Origin of the sequence: Providencia sp. PROV040 (genome assembly GCF_032706145.1) — a bacterium.
In the GTDB taxonomy this organism is placed as follows: domain Bacteria; phylum Pseudomonadota; class Gammaproteobacteria; order Enterobacterales; family Enterobacteriaceae; genus Providencia; species Providencia hangzhouensis.
The window spans coordinates 2,357,712-2,382,660 of record NZ_CP120530.1 but is presented as its reverse complement, the minus strand read 5'-3'; the positions used below and the strand labels follow the sequence as shown (position 1 = coordinate 2,382,660).

Below are 24,949 nucleotides of genomic sequence, written 5' to 3'. Positions count from 1 at the left end.
AATGAAAGCGACAGTCTTACAAAAAATTGTTGATGATAAAGTTGATTATTTAATCGAACGCAAAGCCAAGCAGCCATTAGAAAGCTTTATTGCTGGTATTCAACCTAGCCAGCGTAGTTTCTATAACGCACTAAGCGCAAAACGCCCTGTATTTATTTTAGAGTGCAAAAAAGCATCGCCTTCAAAGGGGTTGATTCGTGCTGACTTCGACCCCGCTGTGATAGCTAAAACTTATGCGCCCTACGCATCCGCGATTTCAGTTCTTACTGATGAAAAATATTTTCAAGGGAATATGGATTACTTAACGATTGTCAGTAATACCGTAAAACAACCCGTGTTATGCAAAGATTTCATTATTGACCCATACCAAATCTACCTTGCACGTTACTACCAAGCGGATGCCATTTTACTCATGTTATCTGTCTTAAATGATGATGAATATAAAGCGTTAGCAGAGGTCGCTCATCAACTTAATATGGGAATATTAACGGAAGTCAGTAATGAAGAAGAATTAGAGAGAGCAATTCGGTTACAAGCCAAGGTTGTTGGTATCAATAACCGTGATTTACGTGACCTTTCTATTGATTTAAACCGAACTCGTGAACTTGCACCCCGCTTAGCTGAGGGTACCATTGTGATCAGTGAGTCAGGTATTTATCTACATCAACATATTCAGTCATTGAAGCAATTTGCGAATGGTTTTTTAATCGGTAGCGCCTTAATGGAGCAAGCTGACCTAGATAAAGCCATTCGAAACTTGTTAGTGGGAGAACATAAAGTCTGTGGCTTAACCCGCGAGCAAGACGCAAAAGCCGCATTTGAAGCGGGAGCACACTATGGTGGATTAATTTTTGCTGAAACCTCCCCTAGAAAAGTGACGTTGTCACAGGCGCGGAGTATCATCCATGCAGCACCTTTAAAATATGTCGGTGTTTTCCGCAATCAGTCCGCGGATTTTGTTGCCCATATTGCCAAGCAACTTGCATTATCTGCGGTACAATTACATGGTGAAGAAGATACTTCTTATATCAATACGTTAAAAACATTTTTACCAAACTACTGTGAAGTTTGGAAGGCGCTTGATATGTCACGAACAACTCTAAATGACTACGATACACAAGGTATTGATGTGTTATTGCTGGATAATGGCTCTGGTGGTACTGGCAAAACCTTCGATTGGTCAGCAATCCCCTCGTCCACAACACAGAAATTAATGATAGCGGGGGGGCTTACCCCTGATAACTGCCTAGACGCAGCTAAGTTATTGTGCAACGGATTAGACTTTAATTCAGGGGTTGAAATTGAACCTGGTATAAAAAGTCAACAAAAAATAAATTTGGTATTGTCAACGTTGTTAGCCAAATCAACGGCTCATCAATACACAACGAAATGAAAGACTCCAACACCAATTAATGTAACTGATAAAATGGACAATAAATAATGAGCAAATTAGATCCGTATTTTGGCGAGTTTGGTGGGCAATATGTCCCAGAAATTCTTATTCCTGCATTAAACCAATTAGAAGACGCGTTTATCGACGCACAGAATGATGATGAATTTATTCGTGAGTTTCACGACTTACTAAAAAACTATGCAGGTCGCCCTACTGCGCTAACGTTATGTAAAAATCTAACCGTAGGTACAAAAACAAAATTATATTTAAAGCGGGAAGATTTACTGCACGGCGGTGCCCATAAGACTAACCAAGTATTAGGCCAAGCACTACTTGCTAAGCGAATGGGAAAAACTGAAATAATTGCAGAAACAGGGGCTGGGCAGCACGGCGTTGCGACAGCACTGGCTTGTGCATTACTGAACATGAAATGCCGTATTTATATGGGCGCCAAAGATGTAGAACGCCAGTCTCCCAATGTATTTCGAATGAAATTAATGGGCGCTGAAGTTATTCCAGTTTACAGCGGTTCAGCCACATTGAAAGATGCCTGTAATGAAGCATTAAGGGACTGGTCTGGCAGCTATGATAAAGCTCATTATTTATTAGGAACCGCGGCGGGGCCACACCCTTACCCAACAATTGTACGTGAGTTCCAACGTATGATTGGTGATGAAGCAAAACAACAAATTCTCGAAAAAGAAGGCCGTTTACCTGATGCTGTCGTTGCCTGTATTGGTGGTGGTTCAAATGCAATCGGCTTATTTGCCTCTTTTATTCCAGAAGAAGATGTGAAACTAATCGGTGTGGAACCTGCTGGATTAGGTATTGAATCCGGCCAACATGGTGCCCCGTTAAAACATGGCCGTGTCGGGATTTATTTCGGTATGAAATCGCCAATGATGCAAACCAATGAAGGTCAAATTGAAGAATCATATTCTATCTCTGCAGGATTAGATTTTCCGTCTGTTGGCCCTCAGCATGCCCATTTAAACAGTATCGGTCGTGCTGAATATGTTTCCATTACCGATGATGAAGCCTTAAATGCTTTTAAATTATTATCACGTAAGGAAGGAATTATTCCTGCATTAGAATCATCTCATGCACTCGCTTATGCATTAAAAATGGCAGAGCAAGAACCTAATAAAGAACAGTTATTAATCGTCAATTTGTCTGGCCGTGGTGATAAAGATATTTTTACGGTACATGATATTTTAGCCAGCAAAGGAGAAATCTAATGGAACGCTACACCCAACTTTTTGAACGTTTAGCTCAGAATAACCAAGGCGCATTTGTTCCATTTGTCACTTTAGGTGACCCAGATGCTGAGTTATCATTAAAAATTGTCGATGCTTTGATTGCTGGTGGTGCTGATGCATTAGAGATTGGTATTCCATTTTCTGATCCACTGGCAGATGGCCCAACTATCCAAAATGCAAATTTGCGTGCATTTAAAAGTGAAATTACCCCAACAATTTGTTTCGAACTACTCCGTCGTATTCGAGAAAAACACCCTACTATTCCTATTGGCTTATTAGTCTATGCAAATTTAGTTTTTACGAATGGTATTGAAAATTTTTATATTCGCTGCGAAAAAGCAGGTGTTGATTCTGTATTAGTTGCAGATGTCCCTATGTCTGAATCAAAACCATTTCGCGAAGCGGCGCTAGCTCACAATATTGCACCCATTTTTATTTGCCCACCAAATGCTAATGATGAGCTACTGCAACAGATCGGGAAATATAGCCAAGGTTATACTTATTTATTATCTCGTGCAGGCGTGACAGGTACTGAAAAAAGAGCAGAAATGCCATTGACTCACTTATTGAGTCAATTAAACCAATATAAAGCGGCTCCCGCCCTACAAGGTTTTGGAATATCAGAACCTGAGCAAGTCGAAGAAGCGATTAAAAATGGTGCTGCAGGCGCAATTTCAGGTTCAGCTGTGGTTAAAATTATTGAAAATAACCTACATCGCCCTGACGTTATGCTTAAATCATTAACTGAATTCGTTGCAAAAATGAAAGCAGCAACACAAAAATAGATAAGGAATAAATAGTAATCAAGTCATATTTAAAATTAATGGCTTGGTTACTTAAAATTATAAAAAATAGTCTTAAATAAACTTTACCTAGCCTTCTATAATTAAATTTTAAACCAATTTAAATATAATAGATATCAATTAACTATTAATTAGCTATTGATTAAATATCTAAAATTTAATAATCATAATATTTACTAATCGAATCCATTAATATCAAAAATAATACTTACGTATTTACACACTGGTAAATTCCCTTATCAAATCCACAGCAGAGTAAACCTTACCCATTGATTTTACTAATCAATAATGAACCGCTGCATATAAAATACCATTTATATCAAAATATAATTATTTTAAGCCATTTGCACCCGCATGATTCAACTTAAGTACAATTAAATTTTAATAAAAACAAATATCACGGATAATCTTCATGCTTTAATGGAATTTTATTTAGCTATTTTTAATTTTATCTATAGTCTATTTTAGGGATATTTATGAAACAGCCTACCACTCATCCTATGATGAAAATCAAACCACTCTTTTTAAGCGTATCCGTTATTTTAGGGTCAATATCTGTTGCTCACGGCGCCGTTGTTAATACAAATGGTGCTGGTGTAATAAATCAAAGTAATGGCCCGACTATCGTTCATATTAAAGGAGCTAGTGACAAAGGTGTCTCACATAACATTTATAGCCAATTTGATGTTGACCAAAAAGGGGTTATTTTAAATAATAGCGCAACAAATACGAATACCAGTTTAGGCGGACAAATCAATGGAAACCTAAATTTAAATAATGGTAATGGCCCTGCAAAAGTCATTTTGAATGAAGTTAATTCATATAAGGCAAGTACCCTAGGGGGTATGATTGAAGTTGCAGGTGATAAAGCACAAGTTATCGTTGCTAACGCATCTGGTATCACATGTAATAATTGTGGTTTTATCAACACAGACCGAGTAACTCTAACAACGGGTAAACCAATTGTTGCTGGCGGTGAAGTTCTTGGCTATAACGTTGAAAAAGGCCAAATTATTATTAATAGCCGCTTAAAATCAGACTCCCCGACGGATATCATCGCTCGTTCTGCGGTGATCCAAGGTGATATCCACGCTAAAGAAATTAATGTCGTCGCAGGTAATAACTTTGTCGATGCCAAAGGTAATTTCGTGACTAAAGTTCAAGGCGTTGGAAATGCAACTCGAATTGGTGTCGATGTAGCCGCCATGGGTGGTATGTATGCTGACAAAATTACCTTAATTTCAACTGAAAGTGGAACTGGTGTTTCCAATAACGGAAACCTAGCTGCCGGAATCGGTGGAGTTAATATTGATTCAACTGGCTTAGTGTATAACCAACGTGGAAAAGTAAATGCCAATGGCAACATCAATATAAAAGCCAATGGTTTATATAATAATTCCACTATTATAGCTAATGGCGATGTTGATATTGATTCTCAAAGATTAGTTCTAAGTAATGTGAATGGACAGATTAAGTCTAATGGCGGTAATCTCAAACTCGCTTCAGCTTCGAGTATTGATAACCGAAATGGTATTGTCCATGCTCAAAAAGACATGAATATCTCAACTGCAAATGTTGTTAATACTAATGGTTCAATCAAAACTAATAGTGGAAATATTGCAATCCGTGCAACAGGCAAGATTGATAATAACTATACCTTACGTAGTAATGTTGTTAATGCAGACGAACGAGGAATTCGAGCAGGTGGTAATGGTAGTTTAACTATAGAAACAACCACCCTAGCAAACGATAACTCAACATTATTAGGTCGTGATATTACAATAAATGCTCGTAATACTGTCACTAATAATAATAACTCTCAAATTTCAGCAAAAAGAAGAATCGATATAGATACTATTACGTTACAAAATAGTAACTCATTGATTAAATCTAACAATGGCCCAATCAATATCACCTTGGGAAGTAACCTAGTAAATAACGGTTATTCTTCAATTGATAGTGGAAAAGCCTTAAATATTAATGCTCATGTTGTTAATAACCAAGGTTCACTAATTTCTGGTGCAGGTAAGTCCAAGTTTGATGTGTATTCCCTTAACAACCAATATGGTTTTATCAAAGGAAATAATATAGACATTAAAGCAACTTACTTAAACAACCTCAGAGGTTTAATTTCTGCTGATTCTAATGTCGTAGTTAATGCAACAACTGTAGATAACAGCTATGCTAGCGGTTTTAATGCTTATGCTAGCAAATACGGTGTTTCCGGCCAAACGGGTGGTATTTATACCAAAGATGGTTCTATTACTATCAAAGCAAATGGCATAAATAACAACTCTGGTGTGATTGTTTCAGATGCACAGGAAAAGGCTGGAAATAAAGGCGATATTAATATTACACTAAGAAATGACCTTGATAACCGTAGTGGAAAAATTCAAGGTGCTAATGATGTCAATTTAGATCTTAATAAGCTAGATAATACCAAATCAGGTTCAATTCATGCTGGCAAAGATTTAAACATTGATGCCTTTACTCGCGTAGATAATAACACTGGACGCTTAAGTTCAATGAACAAAACTACGATTACAAGTCCTATAATTTACAATAGCCCTACTGGACAAATCCTAGGTTCAATGATTGTTTTAAATACACCTTATTATTATTAATTAGGTCAAATAAGGAGGCTACTAGCCTCCTTATTTTATTACGCCAATACGGAGTGATATTAAAATAGTATACACCATTATTTTAATATCATTGACAAACCTTAAAGCTTTCTAATGTTTACTTATTTTTAAAGCAAGACAAAATAGTTTAACTCTAAGTAAAAAAACTTATTTAATCTAATTTAGTGTATTTACTAGACATTGATTTCATTAAGAATTAATCAAGCCACCAAAGATTAAATTATATTAGTTATATTTTCAGTAGTAATCCCCAAAAGCATTTACACTAACTCAATCAATTTAATTAATTTTTATTTATTATAAATTTAACGCATAATTAAATTATGTAAAATAAGAAAATTAACAATAGGTTTGTTATAGGGATATACATGTACTCATTTCAAAACAAAGGACTGATGGAGATTAAACAAGAAAATTCTGATGTATTTAATTAATAAATAATTATATCGGCAATTTATTAGTCTTTATATCATAAAAATAACTTTAATCTTTATTAAAATTAATGTGGTGCACATGAATTTTCGATTTATTTTTCTATTATCAACTTTAACTTCTTTGCCTTTAGCTGCATCAGCTAATACCGCACAAATTATTGACCAACAAATTAATAACCAAGCTAGCCAAGATCGTTCTCGCCAACAACAGACTCAATTAGAAGCTAAAGATGCCTTAGGTAAAACTAGAGAGCGTTCAAATAATATTTTAGTTTTTGATGATGAGAAAGATTGTTTTCAAATGAAACAGGTTATCTTACTCTCTGAGCCTAAACTCCCTTCTATGCGACCTCTAGAAGCTTATGCAAACCAAGTTGTTGGTGTATGCATTGGTATTAATGGCGTTGAAACTTTAGCAAAGGGCTTACAAGATAAAATAATTAAATCAGGCTATGTGACAACACGAGTTAATATTCCAGAACAAAACATCAGTGAGGGTATTTTAACGCTCCAAATTATTCCAGGTAAAGTTGCGAATGTAAAACTTGCAGAAGGTAGCGACACTTATATTACATTAGGTGCGATTATGCCTGCTAAAGAAGGGGATATTCTGAATATTCGTGACATCGAACAAGGCTTAGAGAACCTTGAACGGATACCGGGTGCTAAAGTGAATATAGAGCTAGCACCGGGTAAAGAGTTTTCCACATCTGATATTTCCATACAAAGAGAAAAATCATCTCACTTTAACGTAGGTGGATATTACAATAACTCAGGAAGCCGCCAAACGGGTAAAGATCAAGTCGGAGTGACTTTGTATGCTAACAATTTAACGAGTTTAAACGACACAATATATGTTTCAGCAGGAAAAAATTTAAAAAACCAAGCCCGCTACAGCACCAGTAATACTGCAATTTATTATGCCGTACCCTACAACTACTGGCTTTTTTCATTGTATGCAAGCAAAAGCGACTATAAACAAACTATTAATGACTCCGTATTTAGCTATAAGTATTATGGTGATAGTAAATATTATAATGCTACGGCGAGTAATGTTTTCTTGCGTGGGCAAACGTTCAAAGACACTGCATCAATTCAATTAATTAAAAGAAAATCAAAATATAAATTAGAGGATGTCGCCCTACTTTCCCAACAACGTGACCTTACCAGCCTTAAGCTCGGTGTTAGCCACCGTCAAAACATCAATAATTCAACTATCGATGCTTCAATATATTACCAACGTAATGTACCTTGGTTTGGTGCCGAAGAAAGCTGGGATATGAAATATGGTGATGTCAGCAAAATGAGCCGTGTTTATACTGCCGATATTTCAGGAATGTTTCCCTTCGCCTTTGACAATTTTATTATGAGTTATAATCCACAACTGTTTATACAATACTCACGAGACCGCTTAACCATTCAAGATCAATTTTCGTTAGGTAACCGTTGGACGGTTCGTGGTTTTGACGAAGAATTTTCCCTAATAGGTGACAAAGGTTTTTACTTACGCAATGAGTTTAACTTTTATATTCCTGGCTTCTCCATCTATCCATACTATGCTCTTGACTATGGACGTGTATTCGGCGGTGTTTATCCGTTAGGTCTCTATTCTGATGACCAATTATTAGGAATGGCTATAGGCATGAGAGGTAATGTTAATATATTTAGTTATGACTTATTCTTAGGTGCCCCACTTTATAAGCCGGATGAATATGAAACCAGTAGCGTCAATGCTGGGTTAAACGTGCAATGGTTTTGGTAATTTAATATTGTAAATTTGAATAATATCTTAAAGCTGAATACGCCACTGTATTCGGCTTTTTTATTTCAAGGTAATTAGTCTCAATATTTTTATTTTTTTATTAATTACCCTAAATAAAGATAATCAATAAGTACCTTTACTTTATTATCACCCTATAACACTAATTAATATACTATAAATATCATTATCATAATTTGTTTTTTTATGATGACCATTTGTTAAATATATGTTCAAGCTTAATGGTAATTGAAAAATCCGAGAATACGAATATTCTCGGATTTCCTACTTCTCTCTAGTCCTTCAGAATTCAGGTATTACCTGTATTGCATCCTATCAAATTCTTAGAAACGGTAACCCGCACCGAACATAAATACAAATGGGTCTAAACGAGTATTAACTTTATACTGTTCACCACCCGCTTTAAATTTCACATCACTCTCAATATTCATCCACCAAAGAGAAGCGTTTAACATCCAGTTATCAGTCAGCATGTAATCCATACCTGCTTGTGCCGCGAAGCCCCACGAGCTTGATAGATCTAGATCAGATAAGCCTGCAGTTTTTCCGGTAGAGTTAAATTTCTCATCAAAGAAGAAAGTATAGTTAACACCGGCACCTAAATAAGGACGTAATTTATCTTCTTTACTACCAAAATAATACTGCGCCATTAATGTTGGTGGTAAATGTTTTACCGTTGCAATATTACCTGTAGGGCCTGTACCAACTTTATGTTCAAACGGAGTTGCTGCTAATAATTCCACACCGATATTATCAGTGATCATATACCCAAACGTTAAACCTAATTGAGTATTATTATTCGCATCAAAGGTACCTAAATTACCTAATCCATTAATTTTAACATCATCTCCTCCGACATTAGGTCTGACTGTTGCAGTACCCGCGCGAAAAAGAAAATCGCCAGCTTCATGAGCAATAGAAACTGCTGGAGCTAAAGTTGCAGCAGCTAATACAAGCGCAGTGAGTTTTTTCATTATCAATCCCATTCCTATGTTTTTATTTTAGGAAAATATACCGTATTATTTAAATTGATGTTCAAATCAAGATCACATCTTTTACTAATTTATAGGTAAACCAATAAATATGGATTTATTATTTCATTTATTGTTTTTTTATTTTTGATTTAAATCAATTTTTATAAAGTAACTAACAAAATAAAAATTTGATTTCTAAATATAGATATTTATTTCAAAATTTAAACATGCATAAAAAATACAATTTATATAAATTCATTTCTTGGGTTAATTACATTCGATCATCATGAGCAATATATTTTTCTTAACCTCCCGAATTTTCTTATCTTTCTCTACCTCTAGGCGTGATACTCGGTTACAATTAGATTAAAATTTTGATCCCGTTTGTAGATAGGAGCAGTGTCATGTCCATTTCGGCCAACTCACTCATCAGTGATAGTATCAATTTCTTTAAAAACCAATTGAGTGGCCTCCTCACCATTGTGCTCTTAGCCACCGTGGTAAGCCTTGTCATCTATGCGATGATGATCCCTAGTGAACAGATGATAGGTGTTCTTGCTCAAGCACAAAGTAAAATGATTGAATCTGGTAATTCGGGGTTACAAGACTGGATTCTAAATCTATCTGAAGAAGATAAAAGTAGTATTTTGCGCGTTTCTTTTGGATTGATTCTCTCCGTCACTCTTGGCAGTTTGTTCCTTATTTGTGGCACATTATCCTATATCTCAGGGATGTCTCGTGGCGAAGATATGACAGGGCTTCAAGCGATAACATCATCACTGAACAAAGCGCCATCTATGTTTCTTCTGTTGGTCGTTTGCTCGCTGCTTATCCAATTAGGCATCACAATTATGGTTCTACCTGGTATCGTGCTAGCCATTGGTTTTTCCTTAGCGCCAGCAATTTTAATGACTGAAAACACCAACCCATTTAGTGCGATGGGAAAAAGCTGGAAATTGGCTTATGCAAATTGGCGTGTCGCTTTACCGATGATTTTAATTTGGATGGCCGTTCAAATGCTTATCAGTGTTCTATTGGGTAACCTTAATATGAATCATATTGCGATTAATGGTATCTCCTTTTTACTCAATAATGTTGTAGCCGCATTTGCTTTAATTTACTTTTATCGTTTATATATGCTAATTACAAAAAATTGATCTCGCTGATAAAAAGGTATCATTTGATACCTTTTTATTTACGTTATTTTTAAACTTTATCTGAGCTAATATTCGTTGGTCTAATTCGATTTTCGCAATCATATTCTAATGAGCCTGGGTCCTTCCCGCTCTCTTGTGTCTTTCTTTCTTCCACACATTTCATTTGAATTTGCTGCTTACTTTGAATTAAACGGATCGCAAAATAAATATCCGGTACCACTAATAAATCATCATCTGAACGGTTGATTTTATTTTGTTCTAACCAACGATTAAGAGAAGTTCTACGCCCAGCTAATACCAAAGTCACCCCTTTCGCCTTCAAAGATGTCACAATATCATTCAATGTGGAAAATACGCTCACATCATTATGCGTAAAGCTGACAGCAGCATCAACAATCACCCAAGCGGGTCTTTTACGTTGATTATCTAAATGTTTATTTAGCCGCTCTTTAAAGTAATTCACATTAAAATAGGTAAGCGGAGAATTGAAACGATAAATTAGGACACCATCAACTTCTTGAATATCATTTTCTGATGTCATCGAGTGCAACATACCATGCTCATCAACGCCTAATAATTGATCTGTTGGCCTAAATATAATTCGGATAAACTGTAATAAACCTAATAAAACGGCTAAGCCTACACCACTAATCAAACCAACTACCAACACTGCGCATAAAGTAAAAACACATAAGAAAAAAGCTTCTCTATTGCGTTTACGCATTGATAAAATACTGCGGAAACTGAGCAAGGAATAAGTTGAAATAATTAAAACCATCCCTAAAGCAGGCATAGGGATATATTCCAATAAATTCATAGAAAAAAGTAAAACAGCTAAGATGGTCACCGCGGCAACGAGGGAAACCAACTGTGTTTTCCCTCCCATCATATCATTAACTGCTGTACGGCTGCTCGCAGCACTCACTGCAAAACCTTGACCAAAAGCAGAAGCAATATTTGCCATTCCTAATGCTCTTAATTCTTGGTCTGCATCCACGGTATAGCCATTTTTGCTTGCAAAACTTCGCGCTGTCATCATAAAGCTTACAAAGCTAATCACTGCTAAGTTTAATGATGGAATGACAAGATCTCTGAGTAACCCAGGCGGAAAATCAGGCATAGGTATATAAGGAAGTCCTTCACCTAAATCCCCAACCGTGCTAATGCCATATTGCTCAAGATTAAATAGAATACTGGCTGCTGTAGCCAAAACCATTGCAATTAATAGGGACGGCCACTTACTCCTTACTCGTTTAATCACTAAGGTGATTACCAATGTTGCAATAGCTACTAATAATGTCGGAATATGTGTTTCCATTAGCGCTAATGGAAACGCTATTAAGCGTTCAATAAACCCTGAAGGTAAAGTCGTAATACCAAATATTTTACTGATTTGGCTGACTATAATCGTAAGAGCTACCCCATTTAATAAACCTTGCAATATCGGTCTCGATAAAAAATCAGCAAAGGTACCTAAACGAAACCTTGCTGCAATCAAACACCAAACCCCAGTCATAAAACTCATGACAATAATCAGTTGCCAACGAACGGTTTCATCCCCCATTGCGAGTGGTGCGACTGCGGCTGCAATTACAGCACATGTTGCGGCATCAGGCCCGATAATCAATTGTTTCGACGTCCCAAATAACGCATAGAAAAACATTGGTAAAATACATGAGTATAATCCGACAATGGCATTCACCCCCATTAATTCGGCATAGGCAATAGCCACTGGCAAAGCAACTGCAGCGACAGACAAACCCGCTTTAATATCAGGGCCTAAGTCTGTACGTTGATAGTTAAATAGCGTTTTTAAACCTGGCATCCAGACAAATAGCTTTGCCTTTATCATGGGAGAAAAGTACCTATAAATTAGCAAGTTAAATTATTTTATGTATTACTTATATCCGAACTAATAAAGTTTATCTAGAAGTAAGTCAAATAATCGTAAAATAGTGCAAATATGATTGGTAACAAAACATGTTTATTGGTAAAAAGGTGCAAACTTTTAACAATTAAAGCCAAAATCGGTTAAACTACTCCATTATCTTTACGTTGAGGCGCTGTATTCACTGTTATGAAACAACTTATTGATTTTATTCCTTTGGTAATCTTTTTTATAGTCTATAAAAGATACGATATTTTCTATGCGAGTGGCGCACTAATGGTTACCACTCCTTTAGCGTTATTAGCTACCTACCTTATTTATAAAAAAGTTGAGAAAGTTGCAAAAATCACCTGTGCAATTGTGATGAGTTTTGCTGCGTTAACCCTTATTTTCCACAGTGATGCATTTATTAAATGGAAAGTCACTATCATCTATGCTGCGTTTGCTGGCGCATTACTCTTTAGCCAATGGTTTACTGAAAAGCCCCTAATTCAGCGCATGTTAGGCAGTAATCAAGAAATAAAATTAGCAGATAGTTATTGGAACAAACTCAATAGTGCATGGGCAATATTCTTTATTTTCTGCGCATTACTGAACATTTATGTTGCTTTCTGGATGGCGCAAGATATTTGGGTAAATTTCAAAGTCTTTGGTCTGACAGCGGGAACATTAATATTTACAGTACTGAGTGTGGTCTATATTTTTAAAAATATGGTTAAAGAGCCTGCAGAAAAACACGAAGAATAATTAAAAATTAGAGTTAAAAACCTGCTAATTGTCTATCGATTAGCAGGTTTTTTTCTTATTAATAGCGCTTGTCACCAAATGCTTTTTCAATTTTTTTATCTGTATTGTACTGTGATAATGCGTATACCGACCATATGGCTGCGGGTAGCCAACCAATTAACGTGATCTGTAGAATTAAGCAAATGATCCCAGCAAAGGGGCGCCCTATCGTAAAAAATTGCAACCAAGGTAATAATATTGCCAGTAACAATCTCATTTCATACCTCTAAATTAATCAATAAAATTTATATTATTGAGTATAGCCAATTCAATCAATTGACTAAATATAAAAAACACTTCTTGCTTTTTCTTTGCAAAAGTTGATCTTTTACCAAGAATTAGACGCCGTTTATTAATAATGGGTACCATATTTGTCTTATTTTTGCAGCAATTCAATCAAATAGCTATTATCAATCAATAACTGTATGGTTCAGGTTTACTATTGCATATGTAATTTGTTATAAATGCAAAATCAAAAGTAATAACCCTTTTAATAAGAGTCAGATATGCAATTGCCGAACGGTGAGTTGGTTTTACGTACATTAGCCATGCCCGCAGATACTAATGCGAATGGTGATATTTTTGGTGGCTGGTTAATGTCACAAATGGACATTGGTGGGGCTATCTTAGCAAAAGAAATAGCGCTCGGACGAGTTGTTACTGTGGCAGTTAATGGCATTAAGTTTCAAAAGCCCGTTGCAGTTGGTGATGTTGTTTGCTGCTATGCACGTTGCTTAAAAACAGGAAAAAGCTCAATTACCATTAATATTGAAGTTTGGGTAAAAAAAGTCGCAACGGAGCCTGTTGGGCAACGTTACCGTGCTACTGATGCGGTATTTACTTATGTCGCAGTTAATGATGATAGTACCTCACGTTCATTACCCAAAGAAAAACAACATTTTCAGTTAGCGAGTTCAGATCAAAAAACTAACGAAGCATAAGTTTTTAGCTCCACTCATTATGTAAAAACTAAAAAGCACCATCATTGCTGTGGTGCTTTTTTATACAACCTAATGTTAACCATTAGACTTGGCTAACAGTGCCATCTAATTTGAAATAAATTTCAGTCACGTAGCCTTTTGCAGGTTGCTTTTCAAAAGTCCAACGGTTCATTGCACGTTTAACATCCCGCTCGAATAAACCTTTAGGTGAGGCTTCGACAAATTCAATATTTGTCACTCGTCCACCATCATCAATATCATAACGAACTTTCACATATCCTTCTTTACCTAAGCGACGCGCGCGTTCAGGATAGGAAGGAGCTTGTTTATGCAGAGCCCTCGGGCCGCCTTTCTTAGTCGATTGACTATTACTTGCCCCTGTATTGTTTGCAGTTTTAATTGGACTGTTATTCGTTTTCGGCGCAGTAACGTCTGATTTAAGATTATTCATCGCCAATTGCTTTTCAACTGGCTTAACATCTTCTTTAATTTTTTTCTTTTCTTCCTGTTTTGGCTTAGGCTTTTTCTTTACCTCAGGTTTCTTCTTAGGTAATGCAATAACAGGTTCAACTACCGGTTCGGGTTCAGGTTCTATAACGGGCTCTGGTTCTGGCTCTACCGGTGTTTCAACCTGCTCAACGGGCTCAGAAGCAGGTTCAGGGGCGGCAAAAGCAATCATAGAAATCGTCAATGGTTCAGGGTCTCTGACCAAGTTAGGTTGATTAAAAATCCATGCCATTGCAAGACCCGCATGAATAGATAATGAAACGGCGATAATTAAAGTCCAACGCATCCAACGCATATGCAATTTCTACCCTACACCTGTCTACCAAAAAAGAATATGACTGATAGTTTAAATGCAAATAGCAATCATATTCAATAAGGTTTGTCATACAAAGTGAAAAATGTGAGTGTACGCTGTAATAACCTTACTCAATCCATTGGGTAAAAAGCAGGGAATGCCGACGATGGTAAATGTCAATTTTACGCATTGCATAGATGCGCATGTTTCGCCTTGAATGCCCTTCTAGCCAGCGTCTACGGCGACGTAGGGATTGTCTTAACATACGCCAACGCCCTACTTCATGCCTACTACGTCTCATTTAATTGTGTCCTTTTATCGTCTAAAAATTATTAGAAAAAAATATTATATTCCTTTGAAAAAAAGAACCAAGAGGAACTTTTTATGTCATTTCGGTGCACTGCTTTTAATTTCATGATGATAAAATCAATTAACAAAACTATTTTTCCTAACAAATTACTCTATTTCACGAAGCTTTTACTGCAGAATTTTGCTAAATTCTATTAAGTTGATATTTTACTAACAGTTTTTTTAGCTAAACTATCTTTTTTTGAACCTTTTTCTTATCAGTGAGGCATCTGACCCGTTATGGCAACCGTCTATACACTTATGAGTTGGCTTCTGTTCTTCCTATATTGGCTAATTATTGCAGCAATTACAGTCCGCATTTTAGTCAAAAGAAGGCCGGTCACCTCAGCCATGACATGGCTCCTGATCATTTATATTCTGCCATTAGTCGGGATTATTGCCTATGTCGCCTTCGGTGAACTTCACCTCGGTAAACGTCGAGTCGATAAAGCTCATGATATGTGGCCTTCCGTCGCGACATGGTTAGAAAACTTACGAACTTCAAAACATATCTTCGCCACTGATAATAGCCCCGTCGCTGAACCATTATTTCAGTTAGTTGAAAAGCGCCAGGGTATTGCTGGTGTTAAAGGTAATAGAATTCAACTTTTAACTACCTGTGAAGACTCATTAAAAGCGATAGTCAACGACATCAACAATGCCCAGCACTCGATTGAAATGGTCTTCTATATTTGGCAACCGGGTGGTTTAGTCGACGGTGTTACCGAAGCCTTACTTAATGCCGCTAAACGCGGTGTTAAGTGCCGGATTATGGTGGACTCCGCGGGAAGTTGGCATTTTTTCCGTAGCGATTACCCCGAAAAAATGCGTGCTGCAGGTATTGAGTTTGTAGAATCATTAAAAGTTAATTTGATGCGTTTCTTCTTGCGTCGAATGGATTTACGTCAACATCGTAAAATAGTGGTTATCGATAACTATATTTCATATACAGGCAGTATGAATATGGTTGACCCTCGTTATTTTAAACAAGATTCAGGGGTTGGTGAATGGGTTGACATTTTAGTACGTATGGAAGGCCCTGTGAGTACCACATTAGGTATCGTGTATGCTTTTGACTGGGAAATGGAAACCGGCCAACGCGTACTTCCACCACCGCCTGACAGTAATATTATGCCTTTTGAACAAGCGAATGGGCATACAACACAAATTATCGCCTCAGGACCGGGCTTCCCTGATGAGTTGATTCAACAGTCACTGATGACCGCGATGTTCTCTGCGCGCAAACAACTGATCATGACCACCCCTTATTTTGTGCCTAGTGATGACCTTTTGCATGCAATTTGTACAGCAGCAATGCGAGGTGTCGACGTCAGTATTATTATGCCAAGGCAGAATGACTCATTCCTTGTTCGCTGGGCAAGCCGCTCATTTTACAGTGAATTATTAGCTGCTGGTGTTAAGATTTATCAATTTGAAGATGGTTTATTACACACGAAGAGTGTTTTGGTTGATGGCGAGCTTAGCCTTGTTGGTTCAGTAAATCTTGATATGCGCAGTTTATGGCTCAATTTTGAAATAACAGTGGTCATTGATGATAAAAGTTTTGGTAGCGATCTCACGCTAGTTCAGTATGATTATATTGCGCGTTCAACTCGTTTAGAAATTGAAGAATGGGAACAACGTCCGTTCTGGAACCGTGTCGTTGAACGCATTTGCTACTTCTTTAGCCCATTGTTATAAATTAAGTTAATTAGGAAAGGTCATGACTGAAATACAAAATACACCTTTAATCGATGAAGATGACATCATTGAAATGGCTTATGACCTTTTTCTTGAAGGGGCAATGGATAATTTAGAGCCCGCTGACCAATTAATTTTTGCTTTGCAGTTTGAAGAGTTAGGTGCCGCAGAAATTGTTCCTGTTACCCTTAATTGGCAAGAGATGATTACTGAAGAGCTTAATTTAAACCAATTAAGTGAAGTGGTTATTGGATTAGCTCAAAGCCCGGATGCCGAATTAGACGATATTTTTGCTCGCGTATTAATTAGCCGCCACCCTTCTAAACCGTTTCACCATATTTTTTGGAAGAAATAGTTGATTAAAAGGGACATTTCGTCCCTTTTGGATTAATTAAAGTAGAAGCCCCCTAAACGCCATTCCCTTTCGCCCATCATGAGAAAACAATCACAATGGGTCAATTTTCAAACAAGACACCGCATGTTTGAAACTCCCTTCTAATAATGGCCTTGTTTTTGCACACTCTTCATCCGCTAATGGGCAACGGGTTCTAAATACGCAACCTGAAGGTGGGTTAATGGGTGATGGCAATTCACCCTCTAAAAGTTCTATTACCTTATTTTTTTCTTTATCGGGATCAGGAACGGGCACTGCTGACATCAATGCGCGTGTATAAGGATGTAAGGGATTATTGTATACCTCATCATAGGTACCAAGCTCTACGGCATGCCCCAAGTACATCACTAAGACACGGTCAGAAATATGCTTAACAACCGCCAAATCGTGCGCGATAAAGATTAGCGATAATTTCATTTCGCGTTGTAATTCTTGCAATAAATTAACAACTTGTGCTTGAATTGACACGTCTAATGCAGAAACTGGCTCATCGCAAATCACGAGTTTAGGTTCTAAAATCAATGCTCTTGCGATACCAATACGCTGGCATTGCCCTCCCGAAAACTCATGGGGGTAGCGGTTAATCAAATTTGGTAATAAGCCAACCCGCATCATCATTTTTTTCACTTTTTCTGTGATTTGTGATGGTGGCATTTTAGGATGATAGGTTTTTAATGGCTCAGCGATAATGTCACCGATGGTCATTCGCGGATTAAGCGAAGCCAGTGGATCTTGGAAAATCATTTGAATATCACTGCGAACACTGCGCCACTCTTTATCAGTTTTACCTAATAAATTCTGCCCCAGCCAACTTACCGTACCATCCGTTGCTTTAACTAACCCAATAAGTGCTCGAGCAAAAGTGGATTTACCGCACCCTGATTCCCCGACTACACCTAATGTTTCACCTTCATATAAACGAAGTGTTACGCCATCTACCGCTTTAAGGCTTTTGTTTGGTTGCCAAAACCACTGTTTTTTATCTCGAATCTCAAAATGGACTTTAAGGTCATTCACTTCGAGTAAAACTGGCCTATTTTCATGGGTACTCATACCAATTCCTCCAGTGGCTTAAAGCAGGCACGTAACCGCGTTTGACCAAATGTGGTTAATGCAGGTTCTTGGTCAACACATTGCTGAACTGCATATTGGCAACGAGGTGAAAATGGGCAGCCTTTGGGTAAACGTAATAAATTAGGCGGATTGCCGGGAATGGTAGCTAAACTTTCGTCATCACCATCGAGGCGCGGAACAGCAGCTAACAAGCCAAGTGAATATGGATGAGATGGATGATAAAAGATATCCTTCGCAGTACCGTACTCCATCGTGCGTCCTGCATACATCACTAGGACTTTATCACATACCCCTGCGACGACCCCAAGGTCGTGGGTGATCAAAATAATTGCAGTATCAAACTCTTGTTTTAACTCATTGAGCAACGTCATGATTTGCGCTTGTACAGTCACATCAAGTGCTGTCGTGGGTTCGTCAGCAATTAACAGCTTTGGTTGGCATAACAGGGCCATTGCAATCATGACGCGTTGTCTCATTCCTCCTGAAAACTCATGTGGATACATATTCATACGCTTACGAGCTTCAGGCATTTTAACGGCATCTAACATACGAACTGATTCTTCGAAAGCTTCTCTTTTACTCATGCCTTTATGTAACATGAGAACTTCCGACAGCTGTGTACCAATTTTCAAATAAGGGTTCAATGATGTCATTGGATCTTGAAAAATCATTGAAATCTCTTCCGCTCGCATACGGTTTAATTCTTTTTCTCTTAAATTCAAAATCTCACGGCCATTAAACATGGCAGAGCCATTAATTCTGCCATTTTTGGCGAGTAAGCCCATGAGTGCGAAAGCAGTTTGTGATTTTCCAGAGCCTGATTCACCAACTATGCCAAGCGTTTCCCCCGCACTTAATTCAAAGTTCAATTTGTTTACGGCGGTAACCTCACCATCTTGAGTTGCAAATGTCACACTGAGATCTTTCACGGATAACAGAGGGCTTTTCATTGAGTTATTTAACATATTATTCCCTCTAGCGATCTTTCGGGTCGAGCGCATCACGCAGCCCGTCACCGATGAAGTTAAAACAAAATAGCGTAATGACTAAGAAACCGGCTGGTATCAGTAGCAACCATGGCGTCACTTCCATTGAGTTCGCCCCATCACTTAATAGCGCTCCCCAGCTACTTAACGGCTCTTGTGTGCCTAAACCTAAAAAGCTTAAGAATGATTCAAACAAAATCATACTTGGAACTAATAATGACGCATAAACGACTACTACACCTAAAACGTTAGGTACAATATGACGTAGAATAATCTGCCGCGTACTAACACCACAAACAAGCGCTGCCTCAATAAATTCCTTACGCTTTAATCCGAGTGTTTGTCCGCGAACAATACGCGCCATATCCAACCAAGACACCATTCCTATCGCCACAAATATCAGTAAAATATTGGTCCCAAACAACGTGACAAGGAGGATCACAAAAAACATAAATGGGAAGGAATTTAAAATTTCTAATATACGCATCATGATGGAATCCACTTTTCCACCCACATAACCCGCTAATGAACCGTATAAAGTGCCTACCACGACTGCGACTAAGGCTGCGGCAACCCCCACCATTAAGGAAATTCGCCCACCTATCGCGACACGCACTAATAGGTCTCGGCCTGAAGCATCCGTACCAAAATAATGCCCGGTTGCCATATCCGGTGGCATTGACATCATTTCCCAATCGGTGTCGTCGTACAAAAAAGGCGACATCATAGGAGCAAAAATCACAAATAGAGTAATTAACAACAATACGCATAAGCTAAATATTGCCGCACGGTTGTGCATAAAACGGCGCCTTGCATCTTGCCATAAACTGCGCCCTTCAATATCTAGCTGCTCTGAAAAGTTTGCCAGAGCTTCACTATTTTTTTGGTTCGATAGCATCGTGTTTCTCCGACTTAATAACGAATTTTAGGGTCAATAACTGCGTACAAAACATCGACAATCGCATTAAACGTAATTGTCAGTACCCCAACTAAAATTGTTAAACTCAATACCAGTGAGTAATCACGATTAAGTGCGCCGTTAACAAAGAGCTGACCGATCCCCGGTAACCCAAAAATAGTTTCAATTACCATCGAGCCAGTAATAATCCCCACAAAAGCGGGCCCCATATAGGAAAGCACAGGAAGCAACGCTGGTTTAAGCGCATGGCGTAAAATGATAGTTCTTAGTGGTAACCCTTTAGCACGTGCAGTACGAATAAAATTAGAATGCATAATTTCGATCATCGAACCGCGTGTAATACGGGAAATACTTGCAATATAAGCAAGTGAAAGTGCAACCATTGGTAGCACCATGTGTTTTAGGTTTCCACCATCCCACCCACCACCAGGGAACCATTTCAAATGAATGGCAAAAATCAGCACCAATAAAGGTGCCACAACAAAGCTTGGGATAACAACCCCCGTCATGGCAAACCCCATGACTGTAAAGTCCCATTTGGTATTTTGGTTGAGTGCGGCTATCACCCCAGCAGAGACCCCAAATAGAACAGCAACAATGAATGCCGTTGCCCCTAATTTTGCAGAAACAGGAAATGCTTTAGCCACTAAATCATTAACACTGTAGTCCTTGTATTTAAATGATGGGCCAAAGTCACCTTTGGAAAGCTGAATTAAATAATTAAAATACTGCTTATACATGGGATCATTTAAATGATATTTAGCTTCAATATTTGCCATCACTTCCGGTGGCAATTTCCGTTCACCCGTAAACGGGCTCCCTGGGGCTAATCGCATCATAAAAAATGAAATGGTAATCAGAACCAAAAGAGTCGGAATGGCTTCTAACAACCGACGAATAATAAATTTCAACATCGCTCTTTCCTACTTCTATTGCCTAAATAGGCGAACATCTGGCTCCAATAAATGGAGCCAGAACAACTATATTAGTGTTTAATAATGTACAGATCTTTAGTATGCAGGTTATCTAATGGGTCTTTGCCACTATACCCCCCCACATAAGGTTTCACTAAACGCGTATTAACATAGTAGTAAAGAGGAACAATACCTGAGTCTTTATCGAGTAATTTTTCGGCTTGTTGATAGAGTTCAGCACGTTCATCATCCGTTTTGACTTGCAATGTTTTTTTCATCACTGCATCAAAATCTGTATTTTTATAATGAACAGTATTATTACTGCTGTAGGAAAGTAACATATTGAGGAAAGATGAAGGTTCGTTATAATCCGCACACCAGCCTGCGCGTGCCACATCATAGTTACCTTGATGTCGGCTATCTAAGAATGTTTTCCATTCCTGATTTTCTAGTTTCACTTCTGCGCCAATATTTTTCTTCCACATAGAAGAAGCGGCGATGGCAATACGCTTATGTAAGTCTGAAGTATTATACAATAAATTGAATTTTAGAGGGTTGGCTTTGTTATATCCCGCCTCTTCTAGCAGCTGTTTCGCTTTTTCATTACGCTGCTCTTGGGTCATATTCGCATACCAATCCGGTTTTTCTGTTTTCATTCCACTGGTAAATGGTGGAGTGAACCCATACGCAGGAATATCCCCTTGGGCTTTGACTTTATACGTAATCGTATCTCTATCCATAGATAGTTTTAATGCTTCACGAACACGAGGGTCATTAAATGGCGGTTTTTCATTATTAATTTCATAATAATAAATACATAGATATGGGTTCACACGTAACTCATTCGGCATGTTTTGTTGTAAACTTTTGAACTGCTCAATAGGTAAGTTACTGTATGTCATATCAATTTCGCCACTGCGGTAGCGGTTTACATCAGTGACTTCTGAAGAAATCGGTAAAAAAGTCACTTGGTCAATAATGGTATTCGCATTATCCCAATAACTTGGGCTACGCTCTAATACAATACGTTCGTTTACCGTCCAATCCTTTAATTTATATGCTCCATTACCTACAAAGTTTTGTGGTTGCGTCCACTTAGCACCATGTTGCTCAATGACTTTTTTATTGACTGGCGACATGGATGAGTGAGCTAATAATTTAGGAATATAAGGAACGGCTTCACTCAGTGTAATAACTAAAGTTTTGTCATCAAGAGCTTTAATACCAAGTTCTTCAGGTTTTTTCTTCCCAGCGATAACATCGTCAATATTACTAATATGGGCATATTGTAAATAGCTTGCATAAGGCGATGCAGTATCAGGGTCAGCCAATCGTCGCCAACTATACACAAAATCTTCTGCCGTGACAGGGTCACCATTAGACCATTTCGCGCCATCGCGAATTTTAAATGTCCACTCTGTAAAATCTTTATTTTCCCAGCTTGTTGCCGAGCCAGGTAAAATTTCGCCATCAGGCCCCACTATTGTGATCCCTTCGAAAAGGTCTCTTGCTAAAGCAGATTCCGGCACCCCTTCTATTTTATGAGGGTCTAACGATTGCGGCTCAGAACCGTTGTTACGAACCATCACTTGCTTTTCAGCCAGTTCAACGCCCGCAGGAACCGTTGCTGCAAAACTTGTTGCTATAGAGCCCATTGCCAGCCCAGCCGTTACGCTAAGCGCAATAATCGATTTATTGATTAACTTACTCATCTTATAGGTTACTCCCATACATAATTATTATGATTGTGTGTTGATACATGTTCACCCAGTAGATGAACACTTTTTATAATTATTTAGATATTATTAATTAGGTTCACTTATATATAACCGTTTAATATCCGTATAATCAAGAGGGTCATTACCTTTAAATCCACGAACACTCGGTTTTATCATTCGAGCACTGACGCGATAATAAACAGGAACAATAGCCGAATCATTGTCTAGCAAGGCTTCCGCTTGCTGGTAAATTGTATGGCGAGATGAAGAGTCCGGTGCTGTTAGCGCTTGCTCAAGCAAGGCATCAAACGCTGGATTATTATAAAAAGTGGTATTATTACTATTTTGAGACAGCATCATGTTCAAAAATGCGGTTGGCTCGTTGTAATCGGCACACCACGTTGCTCTGGCAACATCATAATTTCCTTCATGGCGGCTTTGTAATGATGTTTTCCATTCTTGGTTTTGCAGCGTCACTTGCGCACCAATATTTTTCTGCCACATGGACGCCGCAACAATAGCTTGCTGCTTATTTTGATCTGATGTGTTGTACAGTAAAGCAAATTTCAATGGGTTTTCTTTAGTATATCCGGCCTCAGCAAGCAAATCTTTAGCACGTTGATAACGTTGTTCTGCTGATAAATTTGCCCATTCCGGTAAGGTAAAATTACCATTATTAATAAAACTTGGCGTAAAGCCATAAGCGACTTTTTGCCCTTGAGCGATAATTTTATTGGTTATTGTTTCTCTATCTAATCCTAACTTTATTGCTTCACGCACTCTTGGGTCATTAAACGGGGCTTTTTGATTATTTATCTCATAATAGAACGTGCACAAATAAGGCCGAACATACAATTCATTCGGCCTCTCTTGCTGCATTTTTTTATATAAAACAGGTGGGATTGCAGAGTTAGAAATATCAATTTCACCGCTACGGTAACGGTTAATATCACTCACTTCGGAGCTAATCGCTAAAAAGGTCGCTTGCTCAATACGGCTATTTGGGTTATCCCAATAAAATGGATTTCGTTTGATAACAATACGTTCATTTACTACCCAGTTATCCAATACGTATGCCCCATTTCCAATAAAATTCTTGGGTTGGGTCCATTTATCACCATGTCGTTGAATTGCTGACTTATTCACAGGCTTCATAGACGTATGAGAAAGCATATCAACGAAATAAGGCACTGGGTGGCTCAACGTAACTTGTAAATGTTGCGGGTCAAGCGCTTTCACACCCAGCGCTGTTGCCGGCATTTTTCCCGCTAAAATCGCATCTGCATTTAAAATATACGCATTTTGTAAATAACTGGAGTATGGGGAGCCAGTATTTGGGTCAGATAAACGCTGCCAGCTATACACAAAATCTTCAGCGGTTACAGGTGTGCCATCACTCCACTTTGCATCTTCCCGCAAAGTAAAAATCCACGTAGTGAAATTTTCATTACTCCAACTTTTAGCAACCCCAGAAACTGCTTTACCGTCTATATCGGTATACACTAAACCTTCTAATAAATTTAATATCACATTGCCTTCTGGAACCCCTTCCACTTTGTGGGGGTCTAGTGATGTCACTTCTGAGCCATTGTTAATTGTAATAACCTGTTTTACTTTTTCCGTGGCGCTAGCCTGTAATGTAACAACTAATAAAGAAAGTACACCAAAACCAAGTGTTGATTTGAACATTCTATCCCTCATGATTCATCAATAGCGCTATAACCTCATTTGCAGCCATCTTTACGCTGATATTTAAGCCCTGGTACCGCTATTTCCTTATGGGCAATCCACTTCATGAACTCAAACAATTAAAACAATTAATTAACATTGATCAGTTAAAAATTTTAAGTAAATTTTAAAAAAATCGACGTGAAATTTTAATTTTTCTTATATTTCAATACACTAAAATCAATTTGGCTATCCACCATAAAATAACCTCCAAGCTCATTTCCAAACATATCATTAACAAACACCAATTAGAATAGTGAATAAATTTACGTAGCTCACAATTCCTTACTTTTTATCCCTGTTTT

The 24,949-nt window shown here is 37.8% G+C and carries 21 protein-coding genes; 10 read left to right on the top strand and 11 right to left on the bottom strand.

What is annotated here, in order from left to right:
* Nucleotide 1 precedes the first annotated feature (1 nt).
* The 5 genes from trpCF (at nucleotide 2) to P3L40_RS10900 (ending at nucleotide 8,296) form a co-directional block, all read left to right on the top strand.
* Nucleotides 2-1,393, top strand: coding sequence for a bifunctional indole-3-glycerol-phosphate synthase TrpC/phosphoribosylanthranilate isomerase TrpF (gene trpCF / locus P3L40_RS10920; RefSeq protein WP_210852537.1), 1,392 nt, complete (start codon nucleotides 2-4; stop codon nucleotides 1,391-1,393).
* Nucleotides 1,394-1,440: 47 nt separating this feature from the next.
* Complete coding sequence (gene trpB, locus P3L40_RS10915) at nucleotides 1,441-2,631, top strand: tryptophan synthase subunit beta (RefSeq protein WP_210852538.1); 1,191 nt, start codon at nucleotides 1,441-1,443, stop codon at nucleotides 2,629-2,631.
* Nucleotides 2,631-3,437, top strand: coding sequence for a tryptophan synthase subunit alpha (trpA, locus tag P3L40_RS10910; RefSeq protein ID WP_094960530.1), 807 nt, complete (start codon nucleotides 2,631-2,633; stop codon nucleotides 3,435-3,437). The genes trpB and trpA overlap by 1 nt, the downstream gene beginning before the upstream one ends.
* A 494-nt stretch (nucleotides 3,438-3,931) precedes the next feature.
* On the top strand, nucleotides 3,932-6,079 hold the full coding sequence (locus P3L40_RS10905; protein ID WP_004254158.1) for a filamentous hemagglutinin N-terminal domain-containing protein: 2,148 nt from the start codon (nucleotides 3,932-3,934) through the stop codon (nucleotides 6,077-6,079).
* Nucleotides 6,080-6,613: 534 nt separating this feature from the next.
* Complete coding sequence (locus P3L40_RS10900; RefSeq protein ID WP_004254154.1) at nucleotides 6,614-8,296, top strand: ShlB/FhaC/HecB family hemolysin secretion/activation protein; 1,683 nt, start codon at nucleotides 6,614-6,616, stop codon at nucleotides 8,294-8,296.
* A gap of 341 nt (nucleotides 8,297-8,637) precedes the next feature.
* Here the strand turns inward: P3L40_RS10900 and ompW are convergent, their stop codons facing one another.
* Nucleotides 8,638-9,288 carry an outer membrane protein OmpW gene (gene ompW, locus P3L40_RS10895; protein WP_094960528.1) on the bottom strand — a complete coding sequence of 217 codons (651 nt, stop codon included), beginning with the start codon at nucleotides 9,286-9,288 and terminating at the stop codon, nucleotides 8,638-8,640.
* 404 nt (nucleotides 9,289-9,692) lie between these two features.
* On the opposite strand from ompW, the gene P3L40_RS10890 reads away from it, so the two are divergent.
* Nucleotides 9,693-10,445, top strand: coding sequence for a YciC family protein (locus tag P3L40_RS10890; RefSeq protein WP_096863786.1), 753 nt, complete (start codon nucleotides 9,693-9,695; stop codon nucleotides 10,443-10,445).
* Between the two features lie 49 nt (nucleotides 10,446-10,494).
* On the opposite strand, the gene P3L40_RS10885 is transcribed toward P3L40_RS10890, so the two are convergent.
* Nucleotides 10,495-12,297, bottom strand: coding sequence for a SulP family inorganic anion transporter (locus P3L40_RS10885; protein ID WP_196731940.1), 1,803 nt, complete (start codon nucleotides 12,295-12,297; stop codon nucleotides 10,495-10,497).
* 225 nt (nucleotides 12,298-12,522) lie between these two features.
* Between P3L40_RS10885 and P3L40_RS10880 the strand changes: the two genes are divergently transcribed.
* The gene (locus P3L40_RS10880; protein ID WP_004254142.1) at nucleotides 12,523-13,080 is read left to right on the top strand and encodes a septation protein A; all 558 of its coding nucleotides are present in this window, start codon (nucleotides 12,523-12,525) and stop codon (nucleotides 13,078-13,080) included.
* Nucleotides 13,081-13,138: 58 nt separating this feature from the next.
* On the opposite strand, the gene P3L40_RS10875 is transcribed toward P3L40_RS10880, so the two are convergent.
* A complete protein-coding gene (locus P3L40_RS10875) occupies nucleotides 13,139-13,336 on the bottom strand; it encodes a YqaE/Pmp3 family membrane protein (RefSeq protein WP_004911118.1) in 198 nt (65 codons plus the stop codon).
* A 289-nt stretch (nucleotides 13,337-13,625) separates the two neighbouring features.
* On the opposite strand from P3L40_RS10875, the gene yciA reads away from it, so the two are divergent.
* Nucleotides 13,626-14,060: an acyl-CoA thioester hydrolase YciA gene (yciA, locus tag P3L40_RS10870; RefSeq protein WP_004254136.1), complete on the top strand. Its 435-nt coding sequence runs from the start codon at nucleotides 13,626-13,628 to the stop codon at nucleotides 14,058-14,060.
* 82 nt (nucleotides 14,061-14,142) lie between these two features.
* Here yciA and P3L40_RS10865 read toward each other — a convergent pair whose 3' ends face one another.
* Together P3L40_RS10865 and P3L40_RS10860 are read right to left on the bottom strand one after the other, a co-directional pair.
* Nucleotides 14,143-14,862: a TonB family protein gene (locus P3L40_RS10865; protein WP_210852541.1), complete on the bottom strand. Its 720-nt coding sequence runs from the start codon at nucleotides 14,860-14,862 to the stop codon at nucleotides 14,143-14,145.
* A 127-nt stretch (nucleotides 14,863-14,989) separates the two neighbouring features.
* Nucleotides 14,990-15,163 carry a YciY family protein gene (locus P3L40_RS10860; RefSeq protein WP_004254127.1) on the bottom strand — a complete coding sequence of 58 codons (174 nt, stop codon included), beginning with the start codon at nucleotides 15,161-15,163 and terminating at the stop codon, nucleotides 14,990-14,992.
* Nucleotides 15,164-15,450: 287 nt separating this feature from the next.
* Between P3L40_RS10860 and cls the strand changes: the two genes are divergently transcribed.
* Nucleotides 15,451-16,911, top strand: coding sequence for a cardiolipin synthase (cls, locus tag P3L40_RS10855; RefSeq protein WP_094960524.1), 1,461 nt, complete (start codon nucleotides 15,451-15,453; stop codon nucleotides 16,909-16,911).
* 22 nt (nucleotides 16,912-16,933) lie between these two features.
* Complete coding sequence (locus P3L40_RS10850) at nucleotides 16,934-17,266, top strand: HI1450 family dsDNA-mimic protein (protein WP_004254123.1); 333 nt, start codon at nucleotides 16,934-16,936, stop codon at nucleotides 17,264-17,266.
* 90 nt (nucleotides 17,267-17,356) lie between these two features.
* On the opposite strand, the gene oppF is transcribed toward P3L40_RS10850, so the two are convergent.
* From oppF to P3L40_RS10820, 6 genes are all read right to left on the bottom strand, one after another.
* Nucleotides 17,357-18,358: a murein tripeptide/oligopeptide ABC transporter ATP binding protein OppF gene (gene oppF / locus P3L40_RS10845; RefSeq protein ID WP_004254119.1), complete on the bottom strand. Its 1,002-nt coding sequence runs from the start codon at nucleotides 18,356-18,358 to the stop codon at nucleotides 17,357-17,359.
* Nucleotides 18,355-19,344 (bottom strand): ABC transporter ATP-binding protein, encoded by a 990-nt coding sequence (locus tag P3L40_RS10840; RefSeq protein WP_036957694.1) that lies wholly within the window; start codon nucleotides 19,342-19,344, stop codon nucleotides 18,355-18,357. Before P3L40_RS10840 ends, oppF begins: the two co-directional genes overlap by 4 nt.
* Before the next feature lie 10 nt (nucleotides 19,345-19,354).
* On the bottom strand, nucleotides 19,355-20,263 hold the full coding sequence (oppC, locus tag P3L40_RS10835; RefSeq protein WP_004254117.1) for an oligopeptide ABC transporter permease OppC: 909 nt from the start codon (nucleotides 20,261-20,263) through the stop codon (nucleotides 19,355-19,357).
* A 14-nt stretch (nucleotides 20,264-20,277) separates the two neighbouring features.
* Complete coding sequence (gene oppB, locus P3L40_RS10830; RefSeq protein ID WP_094960523.1) at nucleotides 20,278-21,198, bottom strand: oligopeptide ABC transporter permease OppB; 921 nt, start codon at nucleotides 21,196-21,198, stop codon at nucleotides 20,278-20,280.
* A 71-nt stretch (nucleotides 21,199-21,269) separates the two neighbouring features.
* Complete coding sequence (gene oppA / locus P3L40_RS10825) at nucleotides 21,270-22,910, bottom strand: oligopeptide ABC transporter substrate-binding protein OppA (RefSeq protein ID WP_036957693.1); 1,641 nt, start codon at nucleotides 22,908-22,910, stop codon at nucleotides 21,270-21,272.
* 93 nt (nucleotides 22,911-23,003) lie between these two features.
* A complete protein-coding gene (locus tag P3L40_RS10820; protein ID WP_210852543.1) occupies nucleotides 23,004-24,617 on the bottom strand; it encodes an ABC transporter substrate-binding protein in 1,614 nt (537 codons plus the stop codon).
* Nucleotides 24,618-24,949: the final 332 nt, after the last annotated feature.

Bases quoted from the DNA above. Each gene is read 5' to 3' on its own strand.
- trpCF (WP_210852537.1), top strand. From the start codon at position 2: ATGAAAGCGACAGTCTTACAAAAAATTGTTGATGATAAAGTTGATTAT.
- trpB (WP_210852538.1), top strand. From the start codon at position 1,441: ATGAGCAAATTAGATCCGTATTTTGGCGAGTTTGGTGGGCAATATGTC.
- trpA (WP_094960530.1), top strand. From the start codon at position 2,631: ATGGAACGCTACACCCAACTTTTTGAACGTTTAGCTCAGAATAACCAA.
- P3L40_RS10905 (WP_004254158.1), top strand. From the start codon at position 3,932: ATGAAACAGCCTACCACTCATCCTATGATGAAAATCAAACCACTCTTT.
- P3L40_RS10900 (WP_004254154.1), top strand. From the start codon at position 6,614: ATGAATTTTCGATTTATTTTTCTATTATCAACTTTAACTTCTTTGCCT.
- ompW (WP_094960528.1), bottom strand. From the start codon at position 9,288: ATGAAAAAACTCACTGCGCTTGTATTAGCTGCTGCAACTTTAGCTCCA.
- P3L40_RS10890 (WP_096863786.1), top strand. From the start codon at position 9,693: ATGTCCATTTCGGCCAACTCACTCATCAGTGATAGTATCAATTTCTTT.
- P3L40_RS10885 (WP_196731940.1), bottom strand. From the start codon at position 12,297: ATGATAAAGGCAAAGCTATTTGTCTGGATGCCAGGTTTAAAAACGCTA.
- P3L40_RS10880 (WP_004254142.1), top strand. From the start codon at position 12,523: ATGAAACAACTTATTGATTTTATTCCTTTGGTAATCTTTTTTATAGTC.
- P3L40_RS10875 (WP_004911118.1), bottom strand. From the start codon at position 13,336: ATGAGATTGTTACTGGCAATATTATTACCTTGGTTGCAATTTTTTACG.
- yciA (WP_004254136.1), top strand. From the start codon at position 13,626: ATGCAATTGCCGAACGGTGAGTTGGTTTTACGTACATTAGCCATGCCC.
- P3L40_RS10865 (WP_210852541.1), bottom strand. From the start codon at position 14,862: ATGCGTTGGATGCGTTGGACTTTAATTATCGCCGTTTCATTATCTATT.
- P3L40_RS10860 (WP_004254127.1), bottom strand. From the start codon at position 15,163: ATGAGACGTAGTAGGCATGAAGTAGGGCGTTGGCGTATGTTAAGACAA.
- cls (WP_094960524.1), top strand. From the start codon at position 15,451: ATGGCAACCGTCTATACACTTATGAGTTGGCTTCTGTTCTTCCTATAT.
- P3L40_RS10850 (WP_004254123.1), top strand. From the start codon at position 16,934: ATGACTGAAATACAAAATACACCTTTAATCGATGAAGATGACATCATT.
- oppF (WP_004254119.1), bottom strand. From the start codon at position 18,358: ATGAGTACCCATGAAAATAGGCCAGTTTTACTCGAAGTGAATGACCTT.
- P3L40_RS10840 (WP_036957694.1), bottom strand. From the start codon at position 19,344: ATGTTAAATAACTCAATGAAAAGCCCTCTGTTATCCGTGAAAGATCTC.
- oppC (WP_004254117.1), bottom strand. From the start codon at position 20,263: ATGCTATCGAACCAAAAAAATAGTGAAGCTCTGGCAAACTTTTCAGAG.
- oppB (WP_094960523.1), bottom strand. From the start codon at position 21,198: ATGTTGAAATTTATTATTCGTCGGTTGTTAGAAGCCATTCCGACTCTT.
- oppA (WP_036957693.1), bottom strand. From the start codon at position 22,910: ATGAGTAAGTTAATCAATAAATCGATTATTGCGCTTAGCGTAACGGCT.
- P3L40_RS10820 (WP_210852543.1), bottom strand. From the start codon at position 24,617: ATGAGGGATAGAATGTTCAAATCAACACTTGGTTTTGGTGTACTTTCT.